Consider the following 16,459-nt stretch of genomic DNA (forward strand, 5'->3'; position numbering starts at 1 on the left):
GGCAATCTGGTGCAGGACAATAACTTAGTCATATTTACTCACAAGCTTCGCTCGTTTAGCGTTTAATTTTTTCTTTTTTAACTGTTTGAGAAATAGATTTAAACAATTTGGGCAAAATAGGTTTTTGGGGTTTGACTGCGGCTTGACGCAATAGTTTAGAATATTGCCGAGCAATAATTTCGGGGGTAAAGTTCCTTTCTAAGTATTGTCGTCCTGAGTTACCCATTTTGGCTGCTAGTTGTGCATTATTAGCTAAATGGCGAATGAACTGGGCTAACTGCGTTCCATCTCCATGATTGAAGGTATCGCCACACCCTGCTTCTGCAAGTAGCGATCGCAAGTACGAATGCTCCTCGCAAATTGCTGCTACTGGACGACCTGCGGCTAAAGTACCATAAAGTTTGCTGGGCGCAACTAATCCCTCCATACCCTCGTTGATGCTAACTAGAGATAAGTCACAAGCTGTAAGCGAGTAGGGTAAAACTTCCTTTTCCTGGTAGGGCAGAAACCTGCAGTTATGTAAATTTAGGCGATCTACTTGTTGCAGGCAACTTTTATGTTTTGCGCCACCGCCAATAAATATAAATTGAATTGGCTCGTTTTGTAGTTGTGCTGCGGCTGCTAATATTGTGTCTGCTTCATGGCAGCGCCCCATATTACCTGAGTAAAGCACTGTAAATTTATTTACTAAGTCGTGCTTTTGAGCAAACCAGTTATCTTGTTTGGCGATTGGTACGATCCAATCTGGATTAGCCCAATTGTGAATTACAGTAATTTTTTGAGCTATTTCTGGGCATTTGGCTTGTACTCGTTCTTTCATTGTCGAGCTTAAGACTACGACACTTTGGGCTTTGCGCCAAATCTTTTTATTTAGCCAATCCCAGCTTTTGACTAGCAAGTTTTGCGGTGAAACTACTTTCAACTCCACTGCTACATCTGGATACAAGTCATAAATCAAACAAACGTAGGGCGTACCGAAGCAACGATTAGCTAAGTAGCCAAGGATTTGCAAGAAAGGTGGTGCAGTTGTCAGCAGCAAGATATCGCCACGACTTGCTGATTTTAATAAATGCAACCCAGAACGCAGACAAAATAACAGTCCGTTGATTGCTTTGCCTCTAATCCGGGCATTCCATAACTTAGCTGTGCGCGATCGCCTAATATGTAATTTATCTGCACATTCTTTTAAAGGAGCGGATGCTTTTTCAAAAGCGTACCCAGGCTGTCCGGTAAATACTTGTACCTCTATGCCTAACTTAGCTAATTCTATAGCTAGCTCTTCAACTAATTGACCTGTAGCTGCATAATCTGGAGGATAAAACTGTGTGAAAACAGACAACTTTAAACAACTATGTAGTTTTGTTTGATTATCTTTTTTTCCCAATGGTTTTAATTTGACTTGAGCAGGTTTTGACCAATATTTATCTAACATCCCTAGCTTCCTAGCTTTAAACTTGGGTCTAACAAACACTTGCGTCGTTCGCCAAAAATTGCTACTACTCGTTGCCGTTTTTACGTGTATTTTGAGGTTTTTGGGCAAATCGAGCAGCTTATCTGAGTTACTGATGCAAATTGTTTGGTCATAGAAAAATTAAAATTTATTAAAAATTATGAGCTTAAGTCTTTAAGCTCAAATGCAAGTATCTGCGGATACAGATGTTTGATGGTAGACACTCAAAACAAAATTACACCAGGAATGTAGCTTGGTTTATTTAAGCTTACAAGTGTAATTTTACGGAAGCAAAAATAAAAGTATATACTATTTGTAGGAGTAGTAGTACGGTAAATCAAATTAGCACATTGCAATTTTATTAGCAACAAATGCAACAAATTGTTATTGACTCTTAGCTCAAAATCAACTAAGTTACTACTTGTTATTTAGTCTCAATATTTAAAAAATTTATATATAATAATTAGCCTAAATTTAATGTATAAAATTACACAGGCTATATTTTAAAAATCTTTTAAATGCGCGAGCAATCCCAGTGTATAAAAAGTAATTATTAAATAGTTGGAAATATAGTTAAATAATCCGCTGTTTGAGCGGTTGGGCAGGGTTGCCAGTATAAATAGTCATAGCTTGGAGCGATCGCCCTGTAACGCTACCTAATCCTAGAACTGCACCTTTGCCAATAGTAACTCCAGGTCCAACAACGGCACGAGCGGCAATCCAACAACCTTGTTCAATTTCAATCGGGGCAGTAATTAGCTGAAAATCTGGATGGCTCCAGTTGTGATTTCCAGTACACAAATAAACATCTTGAGATATACAAACATGACTAGCAATCTTAATTGCAGCAAGATTATCTAACCAAGCATTTTCGCCAATCCAAACATAATCGCCAACGCTCAACCGCCAAGGAAATTTTACCCTTACTCCTGGCTTGATCCGTACGTGCTGTCCAACTTCAGCACCAAAAGAGCGTAAAAGCCATACTTTCAATCTAGAAAAGGGCAGCCAATAACTGCAAAATAATGGCTGTCCGACAAAATACCAAAGTAGCTGCTGCCATAAAGTAGCACCAGGGGTATAGCTACCTAGGGTGTAATTATCTAAACGCATGGAGTTGTATTTGTACGCTCCAACTCGGCTTGTTTAGCTTGTACCATCATTTCTACTACATCTTTAAGCTTATGGCGTGCTTGCCATCCTAACTTTTCTTTAGCTTTGGTAGGATTAGCTCTACCTACTGCAATATCTGTAGGGCGCAGCAAACTCGCATCGCTAACTACGTGTTCGCGCCAGTCCAAACCTAAGCAAGCAAAAGCTGTAGCAATAAAGTCTGATAGTGGATGACTTTCACCTGTAGCGATCGCATAATCGTCAGGTTGCTCTTGCTGCAACATCAAATACATAGCTTCCACATAATCAGCAGCCCAGCCCCAATCGCGCACAACAGAAATATTTCCTAAATGCAATTGTTCTTGGCTCCCGCGAGCAATGCGACACGCCGCAGCAATAATTTTTTGAGTGACGAAACGTTCTGGGCGCAACGGAGACTCGTGGTTGTAGAGGATGCCAGAACAAGCAAATAAGCCGTAAGCTTCGCGGTAGTTAGCTACTTGCCAAAATGCTGCTGCTTTGGCTACAGCGTACGGACTGCGGGGGCGAAAAGGAGTAGTTTCATCTGCTGGCTGTTGGCTGCAATCACCAAAGCACTCGCTAGAGCCTGCATTGTAGAGTTTGATTGGTTCGCCCATGAAGCGAATCGCCTCTAGTAAGTTAAGCGTACCTACTGAAATACTTTCGAGAGTTTCTACAGGTTGCTCGAAGGAAAGACCGACAGAACTTTGTCCGGCTAGATTGTAAACTTCGTCTGGCTGAATTTTTGCTAACACTTGTAAGACGCTGCGAAAGTCGTTCAAGGAGGCTGATTCTAACTTTAAGCGATCGCGAATGCCCAAACGCACGAGATTGGAAAATGAGGAGATTTGAGCATCGCGGGAAGTACCGCAGACGGTGTACCCTTTATCGAGGAGTAATTGAGCTAGATATGCTCCATCTTGACCTGATACTCCACAAATTAACGCTTTTTTCAAGGGTGTTATCCTTTTTAACTGATTGCAGCAAAATAATTAAGATGATAATAAGCTATATTCTGCATTAAATACTAGGATGCAGGCTAGCGCCAGTACGTCTTGTAAGCACCCAAAGTAAGGCTCGGCAAACATCGCGCAGTAGGTGCAACCGAGATTCTACAGGTTTATTAGTAGGCATGGCTACAGGAGTAAAGGCAATCCCTTGACTGCCAAGGACGAAGGTTGCGATCGCTTTTGCGCGGCGCATATGGTAGTCAGCAGTAACTACATATATATGATGAAATTTGTGCTGTTTAAAATCAGCAACTAATGAAGTAAAGTTAGTTACAGTATCAATTGCCCGCCGATCTATATGAACTCGTGTCGGCGCAATCTGCTGAAAAGCCCGCCGCGTTGCCTCTAAATTAGCGCCAGAAGAAATCCAAATGTCTAAGGATGGATGCATTTGGGCAAAGCGAGCGGTAAATATTTCCCGATCTATATCGCCGCCCAAAGTAAGAATAGCTTGAGGGGCGGGCGCAATCTGTTTGGCGATCGCCATGCGGAGCGGAATACAGCTTAATATGACGACAATTAGTCCAACAAGTGCTAAACAGCTAAATTGATGTCTCCTATATTTGCGATTGAGTGTCATCAGTTTTTTGCGCTAATTTAGTTAATGTCGAGCATTCGTCTGTCTAGTTTTGGTTATGCAGTAACTTTTCCATTTCTATTAAGCGGATTGATAGTAAAGTTTCTGCTAGCATCCGCTCGAATGCATAATACCAGCCAGCCCAACCATCTAGGATGCCTTGTTTTAAAATTAGGCAATAAAACAATATTGCTAATGGCGCAATAATTTTTTGCTTGCGGATGCGATCGCTAAAGCTAAGTTGGCTATTTGGAGTTGTGAGAATCTTTTTTGATTCTATTATCATATATTTATTTTGAGCATTCAGCCAACGATCTAACGATTTGCGATCGTCGTGATATATATAGGATGCAAGAGCGCTTGAATATCCGTTGATACTTACTCTATGAGCGTGTCCGTCTTCTTGATAATAAGCTTTATCTTTGCGATACAACACTTGCCTAGCTGGGTACAAAGTTCCGCGTAATGCTTTACCAAAAACGCAATATTTAAAGTTAACAGAATAGCTGTCTGCGTCTGGTTCTGGGGGTAATAATTTAATTTCTGCAATTAATTCATCGCTTAAAATATAGTCTGCATCTAATGATAGTACCCATTGAGATTGAATTTTTTCTAAACCATAATTGCATTGAGCAGCGAAGGATTCAAACTTATGCTCGAATACTTCTACTTGAGGATAGGATTGGAGAATTTCTACAGTTTTATCGGTACTGTAGCTGTCAATTACTACAATTTTTTGCGCCCATGTTAAATGTTGCAGAGTGCGGTCAATATTAGGCGCTTCGTTGAACGTTAAAATTAGTGGGGTTATTTTCTCAATCATTGCTCTATGCTGCTAAATATCTATTCCTTAGTAGGCGTACAAGAACATAACATTGATTTCCATAGATAGGGCAATCGACCAGCAAAACTAAAGTTAATATCTGTGTATCCTTCTAATATCAGTAAAGAAGTTAACGTTTTTACCGAAAAGAACTTAATATGCCCACCATCGCGCAAGGCTGTAAAATGATTGTCCATTTTGTTAGTCGCAGCTAGCGATAGATTTTTAAAATAACCGTGATAGGGTGTGGTCAAAATCAAGCTTCCGTTGGGTTTAAGACATTTTTTGGCATTTTTTAATAGCTCTCTAGGATAGAATAAGTGTTCGATTACCTCAGAAGAGATGACGATATCAAAAGCGTCGGCTAACTGCGAATAGGGTAAATCGTAAATGCTTGCTTGGATAAACTGGCAATCTAGGTAGCTTTGACAAGCAAACTTAAAGCCTGAGTCTGATTCTTCAATGCCCACGACTTCATAACCATTTTGGGCGATCGCATTGCTAAGACTACCGTTACCACAGCCTAAATCCAACACGCGCAACTTTTTAGCATCGCTGCGCTCTGTGTGGGTACGTAACATGGGTAAAAGCACAGGTAGTAAGTAGGCGTGATGATGCCCTGCATTACTGTTGCTGTAGCCATAATCGTGTTTGCTTGCAGTTGTTTCCATAGATTTTTAGTAACTAATAAGTTCTCGTTTGAGAATAGCTGTGTAAATGTCTTTTAAGTTGGCAGCTACGCGCTCTAATGCATATTTTTCCCTTGCTAGTTGCCGAGCGCGATCGCCCATTTGTTTGGCTTGCAGTGGCTCGTTTAGCCAAGATTGCAGACTAAAAGCAATTGCCTCTACATCCAGTTCGGCTACATATCCTAGTTGATGTTGGGCAACTAAAGGAGCTAAAGCGACACCAGGTGTAATTAAAACAGGTACGCCTACCGCCATTGCCTCTAAAACAGCAACGCCAAAGTTTTCTGAGTGAGAAGTCAAAGCAAATAAATCGGCTCCTTGTAAGAATATATCCTTGGTTTCGCCAGAGACAAAGTTAGCTAGATAGGTGCGATCGCGAATCCCTGCGGCAACTAACAGCGCTTCTACTTCGGCAGCGTACTCAGGCGTACCGCTTCCTGCTAAAACAAAACTAAATTCTTGTGGTGCTAGTTTGCCTAAAGCAGGAATGAGATAATCTAGTCCTTTTTTCGGGTGCAGCCGAGACATATACAAAATTACAGGTCGATCTTCTGGAACTTGCAGCAATTCTCGTAGTTGCTGGCGGGCGTTAGGGATAAGTTCGGGTATAGCTAGCCCGTGATTTAAGACAAAGCTCGGCGCTTTGAGGTTAAGTTGGGCTGCTTCTTGTTGCTCTTGCAGGGAGCTAAAACGTAGAGCTTGGCTACCATTGATGTTTGCTCGCTCGATTACACTGAGGTAAACTTGTTTTTTGAGCGTGCTTTGTTGCATCGACCACTGACAGAGTAAACCGTGAGGTTCAACTAGATAATTTAAATTTTGGCTGCGGGCGATCGCCATTGCGGCGGTAGAAGCATAAGAAAATAGAGCGCGGACGTGCAATAGGTCGTATTTAGAAGCGTTTTGCCATAACCATTTAGTTAGCCCTTTGGAAAAGGCAAATTCGCGTACTGAGTTGATTGGGGGTGAAAAGCGAGGAAAAAACCACACAGGAACTTGCTGATACTCGCTGCACCGATCTAAAGGCACGTCTAACAAGTCTGGACCATTGTCATTAGTTGTGGCGATTTCTGCATCTACTCCACATTTGCGAAGGGCTTTAACTAATACCAAGGTATTTTGACTGGGACCGCCTCTAATTTGAGCAACTGAAGGGATAATATGCAGGACTTTCACAAGCTTTGCTTTAAGTAGGATGCAATTTTAGAGTGTTAAAGGCAGAAAGCTGTCTTACGGGTTTTCACTCTGGGATATTTTGCTCCATATTGGCACTCTTCCTGTAAAAAATCGATAGCGATCGGCTATATATGTCACAGTTTGCTTGCTAAAAGTCTTCATTAGCATTAACCAAATCACAGCTTTTATGTAACTCCACAGCCAAACCAAGGGAAATACAAGCACGCGATTTTTTCGCCTTGCTCTAGCATATTCTTGCAAAATTTTAATTCTGTGCTGTGGGGAAGTGCTATAACCTCCTGTTTGCATGGCTGCTACTGTAATATCGGGGAGAAATATAGGCTGGCTACGTGGAGATTTTAATTCTCTTAGTAATAATTCGTAGTCACCAGAGATAGGAAAAGATTCGTCGAATTGTCCGTGTTGCGCGAACAGGCTTTGATGCTGAAAAACACCTTGATGACATATATAACAACCTTGTAAAAATAATTTTTTTACTTGATACCAAGGCTTATTGATTACTTGCAGTACATCGCCCGTTTGAGAAACGATAGCAACTTTTCCATACACTACTTTGACATTTTCATCTTTAATGTTTTCTAGTTCATCAACTATAGTCTTTAAGGTATGAGCATCCCATAAATAATCGTCAGAACCCAAAAAATAGATCCACTCGCCTTTTGCTTGTGTTAGTGCTTTATTGAAGGCATGATAAATTCCGCGATCGCTTTCTGATTCCCAGTAAGTAATTTTTTCATTATTCGCTTTCAGTATGTCAACTGTGCCATCAGTAGAACCACCATCTATAATAATTAATTCTTTATTAGCATAGGTCTGAGCTACTACGCTATCAATACAACGCTGCAAGGATGCAGAGCGATTATATACTGCAACAATAACCGAGATTAATGGTGTTACCAATGAATTGTTATAGCTCATAAATGTTATTTTATAAATTTTATTGAATTTTATGTGCTTAATCTTAATTTGTTTTCTTTATAATTTTTGTTTATATTACAATTGTATTTTTTTTAACAATGAAAATATGTTAATAGATTGACAAATTAAAATTAAATCCTAAATAATACTCCATTGGTTTCATAATTTTTAATAATTACATATGTAGAAATCCAAAAAAGTGCTACAGCTAAAGTAGAAAAAATTAGTTTGTCTTTATGCTTGAATGAAAACTCCATACTTAGAAATATATTTGATGTAAAAAGCAACATATCTGAAATGAAATTAACTCTTGAAGATATCCAGAATATTTCCAACCAATTTAAAAGTATATAAAAGACAGTAAATATAAATGTGAAGCTATGATATAGCCACAACTTACTTTTTTGGATAGCATTGATTTTAAATGTCACCATTAAAGCAAAGTAAGAGAGCATAACTGCAGTAATTACTCCAATATCTGCTCGTCTTTGACCTTGGGCTACAGTATAATCTGCTAAAGTGTTTATACGGTATTTAGAAGAGTATATTGATGATTCTCCGGTTAGAGAAGAAATTAGCTGACCACCTACATCAGTATTAGAAATTAAAAAGATATAAGCTCCATAAATGAGCATAATTAGTGTTATTTTTAATATATTGTTTTTTATTAATTTAGCAATGAAAAAAGGAGTATATAAGATAGCAGAACTATGAAATAATACAGAAGAAGAAAAAATAACAAAAGCTTTGGTTAGCTTATCTCTATATAAAAAGCCTAAACTTGTAAATACCAAGCTAGTGGATAAAAGTTGCCTTAACAGATAAAAACAAAGCTCTCCGCCAACTGGGAAGAAGCCAAATAACAAGGCTATTCGAGTTGCTTGATTTTTAGATACCAGAGCTTGGCATAGAAAGTTGACTGATAGTAAAAAAAGAATGACTATGATTATATGAAATACTATTAACGGTATATGTAACAATTTGACAATATATAGTAAGTTTAAAAAACTGCCCTCCATAGTATAACCTTGGCGGCGAAAAGTTGCTTCTGCACCAAAACTTGCTATCCCATCATAAACTTTATTATAAGCAAGCATATCAGAGGAAGCAGTTGCAGCAATAGAGAATTTGAAGCCTGCTAAAACATACGCTATCCCAACTAGAAAGCTAAAGTTAGTAAACTCAAAGGTGAGAAAAATTATTAAATAAGCGAATTCGATGAGAATAAATAAAATATCGGGTTTAATTGTCATATTTAGTTCAAAATCTAAGTTGTTACTTGTTTGTAAAGAGCTAAGTAGCGGCTAGATTGAATCTTAAAAGTAAAGTTTTCTTCAACTTTTTTTCGAGCATTGCTCGCTAATTTATGATGTCTTTCGATATTTTCTATTACCCAAGAAATACCTTGAGATAAGTCTTCTACGACAAATGGTTGAGCTAAATAACCGCATTGTTGATGGCTTATCAAGTCAGACATCCCGCCAATTTTAAAGGCGACACACGGAGTACCACAAGCTAAAGCTTCCATAACTGTATTGGGTAAATTATCTTGAATTGAAGGTGCAACGAAGACATCTGCAGCGGAGTATGCTAAAGATAGGGAAATATCGTCATATAGCTTACCCAAATAGTGAGTTTTATATCCAAAATCTGGTGGATTGCTAGGTTGGGATGAACCAAAAACTACTACTTCTAAGCGATCGCCATGAGATTGCTGCAAGAGTTGCAAAGCTGGTAGGAGCAAATGAAATCCTTTTCTTAAGTCACTTGCTGCATTAGTTGCACCGAACAAAATAATCTGTTTGTCTTGGGGTAATCCTAATATATCTTTAGCGGTTTTTTTATCGATTGGCTTGTAGCTTTGAGTATTAATACCGTTGGGGATTACCTCTATCCGCAAGTCTTGAAATAAAGAACTAGCCCTAGCACGTTCAGCTAACCAAGCGCTAGGAGTAACAATAGTTAAATTCAAATTTTGCCAAGCTTTAGCTTTTCGCTGCCACAATAAGCGCGAGATGTCCCAATCGCTGCTACTGTGGAGTTGAGGGCAAGAACCGCACGATTTGATATAGCGATCGCAGTCTCCACTGTAGTGACAACCGCCTGTAAAAGCCCACATATCATGTAGCGTCCAAACAATCGGTTTTTTGAACTTAGCAACAGTTTCTAATTGTACGTACCCAGCATTAATCCAATGTAAATTGATAACTTCTGGTGCAATGCGAGCAATTTTTGCAGCAACTCGATCTGGAACCCATTGCATAGAGTAGCTACCACGTTCTCGCTGTGGGTATAGTGATAGTGGCAATGCGTCCAAAGTTGGGACGAACTTTGCCCATCCCTTAGCAATTTTGCTTTTTGGAGATAAAACTGTAGAGTCATCGCGTTGTTTGTCCTCAACTAGCATATTTGCATCTACACCAGACTGAAGTAAACTTTGATAAAGTCGATAGGCAGCCGCAAAGCCACCACTTCTACCATCAGAACGGCTAACTATACATACTTTCATTTTCTAAAAAATATCCCATCCATTTGAAGCAATCTACCTGTTTTTAAATCGGTGAATCCAGGTATAACAGCATGAAGTTCGTAACCTATTTCTTCCATAAATTTCAACATTTCTGAAAAAATTAATTGACCTTGATATAGAGGAACTAGAGATAATTCTATTTGAATACCATGTATTGTGGATAAGATTTGACTTGCTCCTTCTATAACTTGCTTCTCAAATCCTTGAACATCTATCTTCAAAAAAGCTGATTTAGTACCCTGTGTAATATATTGTTGAGCTATAGTATCAAGTTTAGTAAGTCTTACTGTTTCGGTATCACAATACCTAGATTCAGGTGCTGCATTGAGATGGGATTCAAGTATATCTAATACAGAACTACTTTGGCTATTAGCAGATATGTTAATAGTAATATCTCCTTCATAACTTCCAATAGCGGCACGAGGCGCAATTTCCCAACAAGGATCTTTACTGCTAATAAGTTGTAGTTGAGAGTATGCACTTGATAGAGGTTCAAATGAAACTATTTTTCCAGAATATCCAATTTTTCTAATAAATTTGGCGTACTGTCCAACATTTGCTCCTACATCTAGCACTAAATCAACATTATAATATGTAAAAAAATGATTAAGTCTACTAGATTCAGAAGCTTGAGGATTGTATTTTCTTACATCAAATCCTAAAGAATTTAGAATTTTTTTAACTGTATCTTTGATCATGTTTTATATGCAAAGTGATAAAGTCTTAAACTTTAGTATTAAATTCAATATGGCAAATTTAATCTAGGCAATTTTTATCTTTGAACGACTTCAAGTGCAAGGTCTATATTATGTTGAAACTATTTTTCTGACAATTTTTCTGCCAACTTTAGCTACCTTATTGCCTTTTAGTTGCTGCAAACTATATGCAGCAGCCACTTTAATCAAAGCTTCTATTACAAAAGTTTTAAACTTTACATCTTTTAACGTTGGTTTTAGTTTTTTTGATAGAACAACTAAAATTTCTGCAAAAGCTTTATCTGGTTGAACTAAACATTTAGCTCGATCTTGAAAGCGGTAGCAAGATAAAATATCTTCAACTATAATAGGCGAACTACACCTAAACATATTAATCCATAAAGAAAAATCCATAGCATAATAAAGAGTTTCATCTAAATCCCCTGCAATTTCCCACATAGGTTGAGTCCAAAATGTAGATTGCTGAGAAAACCAGTTTTTATGCCACAATAACATACTTTTGAGACTTAGATTTTTGGGTGTTTTTAGCTTAATTACAGAACCCGTACTATTAATAATTTCACTACAACCTATAAGCCAAGCGGGTATAGATGTATCTGAAAAACTTCTAGCTACAAAGTCTAACGTGCCTGGTTTCAGTAAGTCATCAGAGTTGATCCAGCAGAGAATGTCACCAGTTGATTTGGCAAAGCCTTTATTTATTGCATGAGACTGTCCCCTATCTTTTTCACTCACCCAATAGGTAAGATATTGCTCATATTTACGAATAATTTCTACACTTTTATCAGTGCTACCACCGTCTATAATTATGTATTCTAAGTTCGGATAATTTTGCATTAGTACAGAACTAATAGTTGCTTCTATAAATTGGTCTTGATTATAACTGGGAGTAACCACCGAAATTTTTGGATATTTAAACTCATCGTTTTTTTGTATTGATGTACAGCTTTCTTTGTCTAACCAAGGCGACACAGGTCTGTTTGAAGGTGTTATAGATAATTGTTGCAATTTGTCAGAAGTGTTATTCATAATGGTTATATTTTGAATTTAAAATTACACATCTTAGTTAATTTAAGCTCCTTTTTAGATTATAATAATGTTTTTATATAATATACTTACACTTTTGCATACAAAATATCTCGGATATCAAGATTATGTTAAAAACACTTAATTATCAAAAAGACATTTTTTTAAAATAATCAATATGTGATCTTTACCAATAGAAGGAAAACCATTATATCTATTTAATAAACAACTTTTAGTAAATCTTTCTATGAAAAATAGCCAAGACCTTTTGAAATACTTGCTGGCATAAGTAGGAATCCATGCTTGCAGTTTAAATTTAGGATTAGACTTGAAGTAATGCTTTGAAGGGAAAATAATATGCTCTGGATAACTTACATACCACCATTTAGAATTAGTTATTAAAGAGCTTATAGAATTAATATTACCTGTTAGAAAAACTAAATAACCGTTATTATTTAGTTTTTCATGACAAACCTCCAAAAAACTTGGTAAGTCATACAAATGTTCTATCAAGTCGAATGCCGTAATTATGTCGTAGCAATCGTTAGCTTCAAGTAGATCGCCGTAAGCGGTATGTCCCTTGCTTTTAAGCACATTTCTACTTGTTAATGAATATTCAACTCCAAATGTTTTGCAATTTTTTTCCTTAGCATAATCTAGCAGTTCTCCTGTATTGCAGCCAATATCTAATACGCTTGAACCTGAGTGAAAAATTGCGTTTAAAGCCTTGATGACTTCTTGACATTTTGATTCTGTAAATTTCGAGCTAGACCATCTTTTATCAGCAGAACTATTTGTATAAAGATAAGTAGCTATTTCTTCGGGAATAATATTTTGGACAAAACCTGACTTGCAACTTTTACATCGCCACAATGCAGGTTGCATATTAACTAATATTTCTTGGCTTGAAAAGTAGATTGGCGAAGAATAATTAATATTTCCCACCTTATAAGTTGTATCTTGAGTGCATACAGGACAACATTTAAAAGTAAAATTGTTATCAATATTCAGCATTATGCTTTATACTTCCCAAAGATGTTCTTGTGGAATTGTATAGCGAGAAGAAGCGGGCGCAAGTCCTGAGTTAAAGATATCTTTTGACAAGACATTCATGACACCTCTATCTAGTTCTCGAAAAAGCCACTCTGCGTTTGCTATTGCTAACCCAGCACCTATAAGATATTGTCCTGCTGAAAGCATTAATTTGGGAAATATACAATCAATCTGATTCATTCCTTGCTTAAAATCAACTTTCACACAACTATCTGGTTGAGTTGAACATAAGCTTAATACTGTTCCTGTAAGAGTGGAAATTTGCATAACTACAGAGCCATTTTTTAGATTATAAGGAGAATAAAATACTATCCTAAATCTCACCGCATCCCACGTATAGACTTCGTAATTAGGGGTTTCATCTACCTTTAAAATTTCAATTCTATCTACATAAAAACTTGCTGCATTAGGCTTATTAAAACTGATAATATTGTTATCAGTTTGCTGTCCGCGAAATTGCTCCAAATATTTAACAATTATAGGTTCGATTAAACCTTTGTCTTTTATGACTCCTGAATTAAGATAGATCCCAGACGTACATAGCCTGCGAATACTATCCATGTTATGGCTTACAAAAATAACAGTTCTACCACTAGAACCTACTGACTCCATCTTCCCCAAACATTTTTCTTGAAAAGCTGCATCTCCTACTGCTAATACTTCATCTACTATCAGTATTTCTGGCTCTAAATGTGCTGCTACAGCAAAAGCTAGACGTACGTACATTCCTGAAGAATAACGTTTTACTGGTGTGTCTAAAAATTTTTCTACTTCAGCAAAAGCAACAATTTCATCGAACTTTTTTTGAATTTCGTACTTGCTCATACCCAAGATAGAACCGTTAAGATATATGTTTTCTCTACCAGTTAATTCGGGATGAAATCCTGTACCTACTTCTAGTAAGCTTGCTACTCTACCTCTAATTGCGATTCTCCCAGTTGTAGGCTCAGTAATGCGACTGAGAACTTTTAATAAAGTTGATTTTCCTGCTCCATTTCGACCTATAATGCCTACGCGATCGCCTGGGTTAATCTCAAAAGATACATCTTTTAATGCCCAAAAATCTTCTACAGATGAACTAGGTGTTGCTTTAAAAGGATTTAGTATTTTTTTGCCGAAAGATTTGGCTGTTTTAGTCATTACATCTCTTAAGGCGGTGTATCGCTCTTGTTTTTGATGATTAATGATGTATTTTTTGCCTAAATTTTCGACTTTGATTACTGGTTCTGTCATTGTTTATAACTATTACCTAAATCACATCAGCAAACGATCGCTCTGTTTTCCGAAAATACCAAATTCCACTAAAAAATAGGAAGATAACTAAAGCCATAGAAAGAATGAATCCTGGCAAATATAGTTGTGCTTCTCCTCCTAAAATCGCCCAGCGAAATCCATCAATTACACCTACCATTGGATTAACTGAGTATAACAACCGCCATTTTTCTGGGACGATGTTGCTACTGAAACCTACTGGAGAAATATACAGTCCAAACTGAGCAATAAATGGCACTATATAGCGAAAATCTCTGTATTTAACATTTAAGGCTGCTAGCCACAACCCTACACCCATTGAGGCAGCAAAAGCAATAAGAATAAATATAGGCAATATCAAAATTCGCCAGCTAGGTACGAAGTTATACCATGCCATTAGAGCCAGCAAAATTGTACCAGACAGCATAAAGTCTACAAAGCTAACAATTACTGCGCTAGTAGGTACAATCAAGCGAGGAAAATAAACTTTAGAAACTAAGTTAGCATTAACAATTAAACTATTGCTGCATTCTGTAAGTGCATTTGAGAAAAACTGCCAAGGTAGCATTGCAGCAAATACCAGGATAGGGTAAGGTGCGCTAGAAGGCAGCTTGGCTAGATTACCAAATACAATTGTAAATACAATCATTGTTAAAAGCGGTCGAATTAATGCCCAAGCAATACCTATAACTGTTTGTTTATATCGAACTAATATATCTCGCCATGCTAAAAAATAAAATAGTTCTCGGTATTTCCATAAATCTTTCCAGTATTGCTTCTCTGTACGTCCGGCTTCAATGATTGTTTCCGTTTGACTAATATGTGCCATAAAGTTGCTCTTGCAGTTAGCTTTTACACTTTACGATAAGTTAAGTGTAATTTATTACTGCTAATTTTATATATTAGAAAGACTGTTGAAATAGTAAAATTTTTACCCAACAAATGTACATTAAATTATTTACTGCTAACTAGACAATTACTTGTTATCTATTGCACTCAAGACATTTGTTATTTATTTTTAAAGTATCTTTGCCAATTATTTTTCAGCAGTTTTATAAAATATCAAAGCAATTTAACTTCATGCCTCTTTGATTGGCAAGCGTAATATTACTGTTTTTATTCAAAGCAGTAGTCATAAAATATACATAAAATTACTATAAAGACAAAAATTATTTACAACTTTGCGGTAGTGAAAAGCAGCGATCGCCCTTTCCCTAAGTAAAGCTGTAGAATCTATCGTCTAGAGGTTAAGCTGTAATAAAGTAGCAACAGTTGATTTATCTAACCTGATACGCAATTTATAAGTCTCAAATTATAGAAATAGTTAATGCTCGACCAAATTCTAAATTCCCCGTACCACGCATCGATTGAAGCTGCTTTAGTTTTAATCATCTTATCTTTTCTGGAGGCAGTGCTATCTGCCGATAATGCGATCGCTTTAGCCGCCATCGCCCAAGGACTGGAAGATCCTAAGATACAAAATAGAGCGCTCAATTTAGGCTTAGTTGTTGCCTATGTACTGCGAATTAGCCTAATTTTGACAGCTACATGGGTAACAAAGTTCTGGCAGTTTGAACTGTTAGGAGCAGCTTATTTGCTATGGCTGGTATTTCAATACTTTACTTCTGATGACGATGATGGTAGAGAACATCACGGACCGCGCTTTGACTCACTTTGGCAAGCTATCCCCGTTATTGCCTTTACAGACTTAGCATTTTCCTTAGATAGCGTCACAACAGCGATCGCAGTTTCGCAAGAAACTTGGCTGGTACTTACAGGCGCAACTATCGGTATTGTAACTTTACGCTTTATGGCTGGCTTATTTATTCGCTGGCTCGATGAATTTGTCCATTTAGAGACTGCTGGCTATATTACTGTGGCGCTAGTAGGCTTGCGCTTGCTCGTGCGGGTATTCAACCCCGATTTAGTCCCGCCAGAGTGGTTAATGATTAGTGCGATCGCATTAATTTTTGTCTGGGGTTTCTCGAAACGAACTTTAACTCAACCATTTGTTAAAAGCGAAGCTATAGAACCCGAACAAAGTCCAGTTTCTGAATGAGTAATTGATTAGCCCGCAAATGCGGG

16 protein-coding genes are annotated in these 16,459 nt (G+C 37.4%); 1 reads left to right on the forward strand and 15 read right to left on the reverse strand.

The genetic code is table 11. The annotated features are described in order from the left end of the window. Positions 1 to 55: 55 nt before the first annotated feature. The 15 genes from UH38_RS10680 to UH38_RS10750 form a co-directional block, all read right to left on the reverse strand. A complete protein-coding gene (locus tag UH38_RS10680; RefSeq protein WP_045054641.1) occupies positions 56 to 1,432 on the reverse strand; it encodes a glycosyltransferase family 4 protein in 1,377 nt (458 codons plus the stop codon). Between the two features lie 591 nt (positions 1,433 to 2,023). Further along, positions 2,024 to 2,563 carry a putative colanic acid biosynthesis acetyltransferase gene (locus UH38_RS10685; protein WP_045054642.1) on the reverse strand — a complete coding sequence of 180 codons (540 nt, stop codon included), beginning with the start codon at positions 2,561 to 2,563 and terminating at the stop codon, positions 2,024 to 2,026. After that, positions 2,554 to 3,540, reverse strand: coding sequence for a GDP-mannose 4,6-dehydratase (locus tag UH38_RS10690; protein WP_045054643.1), 987 nt, complete (start codon positions 3,538 to 3,540; stop codon positions 2,554 to 2,556). The genes UH38_RS10685 and UH38_RS10690 overlap by 10 nt, the downstream gene beginning before the upstream one ends. A 64-nt stretch (positions 3,541 to 3,604) precedes the next feature. After that, positions 3,605 to 4,174 (reverse strand): YdcF family protein, encoded by a 570-nt coding sequence (locus tag UH38_RS10695; protein ID WP_045054644.1) that lies wholly within the window; start codon positions 4,172 to 4,174, stop codon positions 3,605 to 3,607. Positions 4,175 to 4,217: 43 nt separating this feature from the next. Next, on the reverse strand, positions 4,218 to 4,994 hold the full coding sequence (locus UH38_RS10700; RefSeq protein WP_045054645.1) for a glycosyltransferase family 2 protein: 777 nt from the start codon (positions 4,992 to 4,994) through the stop codon (positions 4,218 to 4,220). 20 nt (positions 4,995 to 5,014) lie between these two features. After that, positions 5,015 to 5,665, reverse strand: a complete 651-nt coding sequence (locus UH38_RS10705; RefSeq protein ID WP_045054646.1) for a class I SAM-dependent methyltransferase — start codon at positions 5,663 to 5,665, stop codon at positions 5,015 to 5,017. A gap of 6 nt (positions 5,666 to 5,671) precedes the next feature. After that, positions 5,672 to 6,859, reverse strand: a complete 1,188-nt coding sequence (locus UH38_RS10710) for a glycosyltransferase (protein ID WP_045054647.1) — start codon at positions 6,857 to 6,859, stop codon at positions 5,672 to 5,674. Positions 6,860 to 6,913: 54 nt separating this feature from the next. Continuing rightward, complete coding sequence (locus UH38_RS24785) at positions 6,914 to 7,798, reverse strand: glycosyltransferase family 2 protein (protein WP_052672340.1); 885 nt, start codon at positions 7,796 to 7,798, stop codon at positions 6,914 to 6,916. 131 nt (positions 7,799 to 7,929) lie between these two features. Further along, positions 7,930 to 9,051, reverse strand: a complete 1,122-nt coding sequence (locus UH38_RS10720; protein ID WP_045054648.1) for an EpsG family protein — start codon at positions 9,049 to 9,051, stop codon at positions 7,930 to 7,932. A 14-nt stretch (positions 9,052 to 9,065) separates the two neighbouring features. Beyond that, positions 9,066 to 10,307 (reverse strand): glycosyltransferase family 4 protein, encoded by a 1,242-nt coding sequence (locus UH38_RS10725; RefSeq protein ID WP_045054649.1) that lies wholly within the window; start codon positions 10,305 to 10,307, stop codon positions 9,066 to 9,068. Then, positions 10,304 to 11,026, reverse strand: coding sequence for an FkbM family methyltransferase (locus UH38_RS10730; RefSeq protein WP_045054650.1), 723 nt, complete (start codon positions 11,024 to 11,026; stop codon positions 10,304 to 10,306). The genes UH38_RS10725 and UH38_RS10730 overlap by 4 nt, the downstream gene beginning before the upstream one ends. A gap of 108 nt (positions 11,027 to 11,134) precedes the next feature. Continuing rightward, positions 11,135 to 12,073, reverse strand: coding sequence for a glycosyltransferase family 2 protein (locus UH38_RS24790; RefSeq protein WP_052672341.1), 939 nt, complete (start codon positions 12,071 to 12,073; stop codon positions 11,135 to 11,137). 138 nt (positions 12,074 to 12,211) lie between these two features. Continuing rightward, on the reverse strand, positions 12,212 to 13,084 hold the full coding sequence (locus UH38_RS10740; protein ID WP_045054651.1) for a class I SAM-dependent methyltransferase: 873 nt from the start codon (positions 13,082 to 13,084) through the stop codon (positions 12,212 to 12,214). Positions 13,085 to 13,090: 6 nt separating this feature from the next. Then, on the reverse strand, positions 13,091 to 14,356 hold the full coding sequence (locus UH38_RS25340; protein WP_045054652.1) for an ABC transporter ATP-binding protein: 1,266 nt from the start codon (positions 14,354 to 14,356) through the stop codon (positions 13,091 to 13,093). Between the two features lie 16 nt (positions 14,357 to 14,372). Further along, positions 14,373 to 15,203 (reverse strand): ABC transporter permease, encoded by an 831-nt coding sequence (locus tag UH38_RS10750; protein WP_045054653.1) that lies wholly within the window; start codon positions 15,201 to 15,203, stop codon positions 14,373 to 14,375. A 498-nt stretch (positions 15,204 to 15,701) separates the two neighbouring features. On the opposite strand from UH38_RS10750, the gene UH38_RS10755 reads away from it, so the two are divergent. Beyond that, on the forward strand, positions 15,702 to 16,433 hold the full coding sequence (locus tag UH38_RS10755) for a TerC family protein (protein WP_045054654.1): 732 nt from the start codon (positions 15,702 to 15,704) through the stop codon (positions 16,431 to 16,433). Positions 16,434 to 16,459 lie beyond the last annotated feature (26 nt).

Source organism: Aliterella atlantica CENA595 (assembly GCF_000952155.1).
Lineage (GTDB): Bacteria > Cyanobacteriota > Cyanobacteriia > Cyanobacteriales > Chroococcidiopsidaceae > Aliterella > Aliterella atlantica.

Coding starts and splice junctions, on each gene's coding strand:
- UH38_RS10750 (WP_045054653.1), bottom strand. CDS start 15,203: ATGGCACATATTAGTCAAACGGAAACAATCATTGAAGCCGGACGTACA.
- UH38_RS10740 (WP_045054651.1), bottom strand. CDS start 13,084: ATGCTGAATATTGATAACAATTTTACTTTTAAATGTTGTCCTGTATGC.
- UH38_RS24790 (WP_052672341.1), bottom strand. CDS start 12,073: ATGAATAACACTTCTGACAAATTGCAACAATTATCTATAACACCTTCA.
- UH38_RS10720 (WP_045054648.1), bottom strand. CDS start 9,051: ATGACAATTAAACCCGATATTTTATTTATTCTCATCGAATTCGCTTAT.
- UH38_RS25340 (WP_045054652.1), bottom strand. CDS start 14,356: ATGACAGAACCAGTAATCAAAGTCGAAAATTTAGGCAAAAAATACATC.
- UH38_RS10695 (WP_045054644.1), bottom strand. CDS start 4,174: ATGACACTCAATCGCAAATATAGGAGACATCAATTTAGCTGTTTAGCA.
- UH38_RS10700 (WP_045054645.1), bottom strand. CDS start 4,994: ATGATTGAGAAAATAACCCCACTAATTTTAACGTTCAACGAAGCGCCT.
- UH38_RS10705 (WP_045054646.1), bottom strand. CDS start 5,665: ATGGAAACAACTGCAAGCAAACACGATTATGGCTACAGCAACAGTAAT.
- UH38_RS10685 (WP_045054642.1), bottom strand. CDS start 2,563: ATGCGTTTAGATAATTACACCCTAGGTAGCTATACCCCTGGTGCTACT.
- UH38_RS10680 (WP_045054641.1), bottom strand. CDS start 1,432: ATGTTAGATAAATATTGGTCAAAACCTGCTCAAGTCAAATTAAAACCA.
- UH38_RS10730 (WP_045054650.1), bottom strand. CDS start 11,026: ATGATCAAAGATACAGTTAAAAAAATTCTAAATTCTTTAGGATTTGAT.
- UH38_RS10725 (WP_045054649.1), bottom strand. CDS start 10,307: ATGAAAGTATGTATAGTTAGCCGTTCTGATGGTAGAAGTGGTGGCTTT.
- UH38_RS10755 (WP_045054654.1), top strand. CDS start 15,702: ATGCTCGACCAAATTCTAAATTCCCCGTACCACGCATCGATTGAAGCT.
- UH38_RS24785 (WP_052672340.1), bottom strand. CDS start 7,798: ATGAGCTATAACAATTCATTGGTAACACCATTAATCTCGGTTATTGTT.